The 1,464-nt window shown below is 67.5% G+C and carries 1 protein-coding gene; it reads left to right on the forward strand.

Going from position 1 to position 1,464, the window contains the following annotated elements:
- The first annotated feature begins 231 nt into the window (after positions 1–231).
- A complete protein-coding gene (locus tag ACZ5VD_RS43915; RefSeq protein ID WP_468555354.1) occupies positions 232–1,440 on the forward strand; it encodes an IS110 family RNA-guided transposase in 1,209 nt (402 codons plus the stop codon).
- The last annotated feature ends 24 nt before the right edge of the window (positions 1,441–1,464 follow it).

The following is a 1,464-nucleotide window of genomic DNA, read 5'->3' on the forward strand; positions in this document are numbered from 1 at the left end:
CCCCATTACCTTTTTGGTAGCCCCGCAATGGGGCGCCCGGCCTTCGGAGTTGGCATGACTTTCTCCCCCTGTCGATCGCATGTCTTGGGGGGTGGTGTCACCGGCTCCGGAGGCATCGACAGACCGCTGATTAGGGGCATGACCACCGGCTTCTTCGCAGGCCGGGAGGCTCTTCGTAATGTGGATGTGGCGATCGGTGCCGTGGGACGGCCGGGCGAGGACGACCGAAGGATGCACGTGATCGACGTCAGTGACATCGGCGCCTTCCTCGGCCTGGATGTCGGCAAAGGTGAACACCACGCCACCGCCGTCACCCCGGCCGGGAAGAAAGCCTTCGACAAGCGCCTGCCCAACAGCGAGCCGAAACTCCGCGAAGTGTTCGGCAAACTGCAGGCCAAGCACGGGACCGTGCTCGTGGTGGTCGACCAGCCGGCCTCCATCGGCGCCCTGCCGCTGGCCGTGGCCCGCGACATGGGCTGCCCGGTTGCCTATCTGCCCGGCCTGACGATGCGGCGGATCGCCGACCTCTATCCCGGCGAGGCCAAGACCGATGCCCGCGACGCGTTCGTCATCGCGGACGCGGCCCGCGTCATGCCGCACACACTCCGCTCGGTCGACCTCCAGGACGAGACCATCGCCGAGCTGGAGATGATCGTCGGCTTCGACGACGACCTGGCCGGCGAAGCAACCCGCATCAGCAACCGCCTGCGGGGCCTGCTCACGCAGATCCACCCGTCGCTGGAACGGGTCCTGGGCCCGCGCGTCCAGCACCCGGCCGTGCTCACGCTCCTCGACCAGTTCGGCTCCCCGGCCCAGATCCGCAAAGCCGGACGCCGACGGCTCATTGCGCTGATACGTCCGAAGGCTCCGCGGATGGCCGAGCGGCTCGTCGAAGACATCTTCACCGCGCTGGACGAACAGACCGTCGTCGTCCCGGGCACCGACGCGGCCGCTCTGATCGTCCCCAGCCTCGCCAACTCGCTCCGAGCAGTGCTCGACCAGCGGAAACTCCTGGCCACCCGGATCGAGGAACTGCTGGAGAACCACCCTCTTTCGAAGGTCCTGACGTCCATGCCGGGGATCGGCGTCAGGACCGGAGCCCGCATCCTCATCGACGTCGGTGACGGCAGTTCGTTCCCGACCGCCGCCCACCTCGCCGCCTACGCCGGCCTCGCCCCCACGACCCGCAGTTCCGGCTCCTCGATCCGCGGCGAACAACCATCCCGCCGCGGAAACAAGCAGCTCAAACGGGCCTTCTTCCTGTCCGCGTTCGCAGCTCTGGCCGACCCGGTCTCCCGGACCTACTACGACAAGAAGATCAGCCAGGGAAAGCACCACACCCAAGCCCTCCTCTGCCTCGCAAGACGACGAGCCGACGTGCTCTTCGCCATGCTCCGCGACGGCACCTTCTACGAACCCCAGCCCGCCCCATCAGCTTGACGAAACCCATAGGGGCACCCCCCC

The sequence above is a fragment of the Streptomyces sp. NPDC032822 genome, assembly GCF_055578825.1.

Excerpts from the sequence above, each read along its gene's own strand:
- ACZ5VD_RS43915 (WP_468555354.1), top strand. The coding sequence starts at position 232 with ATGCACGTGATCGACGTCAGTGACATCGGCGCCTTCCTCGGCCTGGAT.